Origin of the sequence: Micromonospora echinofusca (assembly GCF_017614955.1) — a bacterium.
GTDB lineage: Bacteria > Actinomycetota > Actinomycetes > Mycobacteriales > Micromonosporaceae > Micromonospora > Micromonospora echinofusca_A.
Genome location: NZ_WVUH01000434.1, coordinates 1 through 5,111 on the forward strand (window position 1 = coordinate 1; position 5,111 = coordinate 5,111).

Consider the following 5,111-nt stretch of genomic DNA (forward strand, 5'->3'; position numbering starts at 1 on the left):
GACGTGCGCCGCAGGCCGGGACGGGGCGGAGAAACGCCGATGGCGAAGAGTCCTCAGGGGACTCTTCGCCATCGCAGACCGCGTACAGCGGCAGAAGGCCAGGTCGGGCCGGTGCGTCACCGGCGGACGGACCTCAGCCGGCGGTGCTCACCGGGTCGGTGGCACCAGCCGGTCGGTGCCCACCCGGTCGCGGAGCACCTCGGGTACCAGCACCGAACCGTCCGGCTGCTGGCACTGCTCCAGGATCGCCGGGAAGAGCCGGCTGGTCGCCAGCGCCGACCCGTTGAGCGTGTGCACGAACCGGGTCTGCTTCCCGCCCGGCTCGCGGTACCGGATGCTGGCCCGACGGGCCTGGTAGTCACCGGCCCAGGAGACCGAGGAGACCTCCTTGTACTTGCCGGTGCTCGGCATCCACACCTCGATGTCGAGCGTCTTGCGCATCGAGGCGCTGGCGTCCCCGGCCGCGAGCAGGCTCCGCCGGTAGTGCAGCCCCAGGCCCTCGACCAGCCGCTCCGCGTGCACCAGCATGTCCTCCAGGGCCGCCTCGGCCTGCTCGGGCAGGACGAACTGGAAGATCTCCACCTTGTTGAACTGGTGGCCCCGCACCGTGCCCCGCTCGTCGGAGTGCGAACCGGCGCTCTCCCGGCGGTAGCAGGGGGTGTACGCGAACGCCCGCAACGGCAGGGTCGCGGTGTCCAGGATCTCGTCCTGGTACGCGCCGAGGATCGCGGTCTCCGACGTCGGCAGCAGGAACTGCCCGCGTGGTGCGCTGTCCCGGTCCAGGTGGTAGACGTCGTCGTAGAACTTCGGGAACTGTCCGGCGGCGAAACCGGCGGAGTCCAGCAGCAGGTGCGGCGGCAGCAGGAACTCGTAACCCGCCGCGACGTGCTGGTCGACGAACCAGTTGACCAGCGCCCACTCCAGCCGGGCACCCAGCCCGGTGTACATCCAGAAACCCGAACCGCCGAGCTTCACCCCACGGTCGAAGTCGACCAGACGCAGCGACCGGGCCAGCTCGACGTGGTCGCGTACCCGCTCGATCGCCGGCGGCTCGCCGAACACCTTGACGACCCGGTTGTTCTCCTTGCCGCCCGGCACGACGTCGTCGGCCGGCAGGTTGGGCAGCTCGCTCATCACCGTGCGCAGGCGCTCCTGCACCTCGCCGAGCTGGCCCTCCAACTCGGCGAGCTGCTTACGCTCCGCCTCCGGGTCGGGGCCCTGCTCCGGGGCCGTCCCGGCGCGCTTGGCCGCCGCGTACGCCCGGGCCTCCGCCTTGCGCCGCTGCCGCTCGGCGTCGATCTCACCGATCAGGCTCCGCCGCTGCCGGTCGAGCTCCTCGATCTCGTCGAGAGCCCGGGTCACCTCGCCCGGGTCGAGCCGCTTGGCGAGCGCGGACGCCACCGCGTCGCGGTCCTTCCGGATCAACTCCATGTCGAGCATGCTGCTCCGTACGCCCTCCGTTGCGGACTCAAGCTGGGACCAGCAGATGCTACCGTCGCCGCCGGCACCGCCGGGCGGCGCGGGGCGAACCGCCGCCCCACGCCGGCCCGAAGAACCGGACCGGTCAGCTCAACCGGATCGGCATCAGGACGGAGAAGACCCGCTCGTCGTCCGGCAGCCGTACCGCCAGTGGGGTGATCGGGCTGTCCAGCTCCAGCACCAGTTGCCCCCGCCCGGCCGCGTCCAACGCGTCGACCAGGTAACCGGCGTTCACCCCGACCCGCACCGTGTCCCCGTCCGCCGGGTCGTCGGCGCCGACCACCCGCAGCCGGCCGGCGGGGCTCACCCCGAGCACGGTCACCTCGGCGCGTACCCCGTCCTCCGCGCGGACCAGGGTCGGGGCGCTGCCGTCGGTCAGCGCGGCCCGCAGCGCCGCCACGTCCACCGTCACCCGGGTCGGTGCCGCCGTGTCGGGGCGCCGCAGCAGCCGCCGGTAGTCGGGGAAGTCGTCCGGCAGGGGCGTCGCGTCGACGGTCCGGCCGGCGACGGTCGCCGAGATCATCCCGGGGGCCAGGGTCAGTGCCACCTCCCCGACCGTGCCGTCGGTGAGCAGGTCCCGCAGCCGGTCGACGAAGTCGACCGGGGCGAGCACCCGGGCCGCCGGCCCGTCGACCGTCGCGGCGACCCCGGCCACCGCCATCCGGTACCGGTCGGTGGTGACGAGCCGGGCCCCGGCCGGCTCCACCTCGACCAGTACGCCGGCCAGGACCGGCAGGTCGGGGTCGGTGCCGACAGCGAAGCGGACCGCGTCCAGCGCGCCGGCCAGATCGGTCCGGGACAGGATGAGACGGGTGACGGACATGTGCTGCTCCCCGGGGTCGAGTGCGTCGATGAGGGCGTGGAGCCGGCCGAACTCGCGGCGGGCGTCGGCGAGACCGTCCTCCAACCGGCGCAGGTGCCCGGCGAGCAGCCGGCGGACCGCAGCCGGCTCGGACAGGTGGCGTACCGCCGCGCCGATCTCGGCCAGCGGCATGCCCACCCGGCGCAGCCCGGCGACCAGCCGGACGGCCGGCACCTGGTGGTCGGCGTACCAGCGGTAGCCGGTGACCGGGTCCACCACGGCGGGCACCAGCACCCCGGCCCGGTCGTAGAAGCGCAGCGCGCTCACGCTCAGCCCGCCGGCCCGGGACATCTCGCCGATGCTGTGCAGTTCGTTCTCCACGCCGACGATCCTGTGGCCTCGACCAGGTCGAGGGTCAAGCCGGCCCCGTGGAGCCGTACCCCCGGGCCGGTGCCCGCTCAGTCGAGCACCCGGAAGGTGATCCCGGCCCGGGACAGCCGGTCCACCAGCGCCCCGCCCATCGCCACCGCCGGGGTGACCTGTCCCGACGTGACCGGCAGGTCGTCCAGGGCCAGGCAGATGGCCGACTCGGCCAGCATCTTGGCGGTCTCGTCGTACCCCGGATCCCCACCGGACACCTCGGTCACCACCCGGCGTCCGGCGGCGGTGCCGACGAACCGTACCCGGAACCAGGACGCCGCCCGCTGCGCGGCCGACGGCCCCTGCCCGGAGGAGAGCCGGCCGAACAACCAGCGCCGGGTCGGCGGCACCCGGACCAGCGCGGTCAACCCGGCCAGCCCGACCGCGCCGGCGAGCACCGTCGGCAACCGTTTGACCGCCAGGAAGTGCCGGTACCGGAAGTCCGGGCCGTACTCCGGCAGCGCGGCGGCCGACCGGCGCACCACCTGCGGATCGATGGTCGGCAGCGGCACCACCCAGCGGCCCAGGTCGGCGCGGCGGGCCAGCCGACCGGGTACCGCCCGGACCCGGCGGTCCACCGGCCGGGGCTCCGCCGCCCGGCGGGCCCGGGCCGCCACCTGCGTCTGCCGGGCCCGCGACAGCGCGGTCAACGCCGAGTGGTACGTCCCGGCGGAGAACCGCCCACCGGCCCGGACGAACCCGTCCACGCTGATCGGGGCGTCGGCCGGCAGGTGCCGGACCGTGTACCAGACGCCCAGGTCGTGCGGGACCGAGTCGAATCCGCAGGCGTGCACCAGCCGGGCTCCGCTGGCCACCGCCGTCTCCTGGTACCGCAGGTACATCAGGTCCACGAACTCCGGCTCACCGGTGATGTCGAGATAGTCCGTACCGGCCCCGGCGCACGCCGCGACCAGCGGTTCCCCGTACGAGACGAACGGGCCGACCGTGGTCGCGACCACCCGGGCGCTCTCCGCGACCCGGCGCAGCGACCCGGCGTCGGTGGTGTCCGCGGTCAGCAACGGCAGGTCCGCGCAGGCCGGGTCGATCGCGGCGAGCCGGTCCCGCAGGGCGGCCAGCTTGTCCGGGTTACGCCCGGCCAGCGCCCAGCGCAGCGACGCCGGGGCGTGCCGGGCCAGGTACTCGGCGGTCAGCGCACCGGTGAACCCGGTCGCGCCGAACAGGACGACGTCGTACGAGCGCTCTGCGACCATCCGACGAGTCTCGCACCCCGGGCCGGGTTCAGCCCGGCGCGTGCGGGTCCAGGACCACCCGGACGCAGTCGTCGGTCCGGTCCCGGAACATCCGGTACCCCTGGGCCGCCTCGGCCAGCGGCAACCGGTGGGTCGCCAGGTACTCGGTCCGGATCTCGTCCCGGGCCATCCGTTCCAGCAGCATCGGGATGTACCGCTGCCCGTGCTGCTGGGCGGCGCGGACGGTCAGACCCTTGTTCATCATCGCCCCCAGCGGGAACCGGTCCACGAAACCGACGAACAGACCGAGCACGAAGACACTGCCCCCCTTGCGGCAGGCGTGGATCGCCTCCCGGACCGCCAGCGGCCGTTCCGTGGAGATCCGCAACTGCTGCTTGAGCTGGTCGTAGAGGAACTGCGGACCGGTGGGCTGGGCCTGCGCGCCGACCGCCTCGATGCAGACGTCCGGACCCCGGCCGCCGGTCGCCTCCCGCAGTTCCCCCTGCACGTCGGTGTGCTCGACGTTGACCGTCTCCACGCCGAGATGCCGTTCGGCCAGCGCCAGCCGGTACCCGTGCCGGTCGATCACGATCACCCGTTCGGCGCCGAGCAGCAGCGCCGACCGGGCGGCCAACTGGCCCACCGCGCCGGCACCCCAGACCGCCACCACGTCCCCGGGCCGGACATCGCCCAGCTCGGCGCCCATCCAGCCGCTCGGGGCGGCGTCCGAGGCGAAGAGCGCCCGGTCGTCGCTCACCCCCTCCGGCACGGTGAACGCCCCCTGATCGGCGAAGGGCACCCGGGCGTACTCGGCGTGGCTGCCCGGGAAGCCACCCATCGCGTGCGAGTAGCCGTAGCAGCCGGCCGGGGCGGACCCCCAGGCCCGCTCGGTCAGCTCCGGATCGGCGGTGCCGTTGTCACAGCACGAGAAGAGACCCTGCCGGCAGTACCAGCACCGCCCGCAGGAGATCACCGAACAGACCACCACCCGGTCGCCGACCCGGTGCCGGCGTACCTCCGGGCCGACCTCGACCACCTCGCCCAGGAACTCGTGCCCGAGGACGTCACCGGCCTGCATGAACGGCACGTGGCCGGCGAGCAGGTGCAGGTCCGAGCCGCAGGAGACGCTCTGCCGGACCCGGACGATCATGTCCTGGCCGTCCCGCAGCGCGGGGTCCGGTACGTCCTCCACCGCCAGCCGGTCCACCCCGGCCCAGCAG

Annotated in this window: 4 protein-coding genes; all 4 read right to left on the minus strand. The window is 73.9% G+C overall.

The window, feature by feature from the left end:
• Window positions 1-147: 147 nt before the first annotated feature.
• Entirely contained in the window at window positions 148-1,440 is a 1,293-nt protein-coding gene (gene serS, locus GSF22_RS30300; protein WP_208817333.1) for a serine--tRNA ligase, read from the minus strand.
• Window positions 1,441-1,564: 124 nt separating this feature from the next.
• Window positions 1,565-2,650 carry a MerR family DNA-binding transcriptional regulator gene (locus GSF22_RS30305; RefSeq protein ID WP_208817335.1) on the minus strand — a complete coding sequence of 362 codons (1,086 nt, stop codon included), beginning with the start codon at window positions 2,648-2,650 and terminating at the stop codon, window positions 1,565-1,567.
• A gap of 89 nt (window positions 2,651-2,739) precedes the next feature.
• The gene (locus GSF22_RS30310; RefSeq protein WP_208817334.1) at window positions 2,740-3,912 is read right to left on the minus strand and encodes a saccharopine dehydrogenase family protein; all 1,173 of its coding nucleotides are present in this window, start codon (window positions 3,910-3,912) and stop codon (window positions 2,740-2,742) included.
• Window positions 3,913-3,940: 28 nt separating this feature from the next.
• Window positions 3,941-5,111, minus strand: a 1,171-nt coding sequence (locus tag GSF22_RS30315) for a zinc-dependent alcohol dehydrogenase (protein WP_439957825.1), incomplete at its 5' end; no start/stop codon positions are given.

Bases quoted from the DNA above. Each gene is read 5' to 3' on its own strand.
- serS (WP_208817333.1), bottom strand. From the start codon at position 1,440: ATGCTCGACATGGAGTTGATCCGGAAGGACCGCGACGCGGTGGCGTCC.
- GSF22_RS30310 (WP_208817334.1), bottom strand. From the start codon at position 3,912: ATGGTCGCAGAGCGCTCGTACGACGTCGTCCTGTTCGGCGCGACCGGG.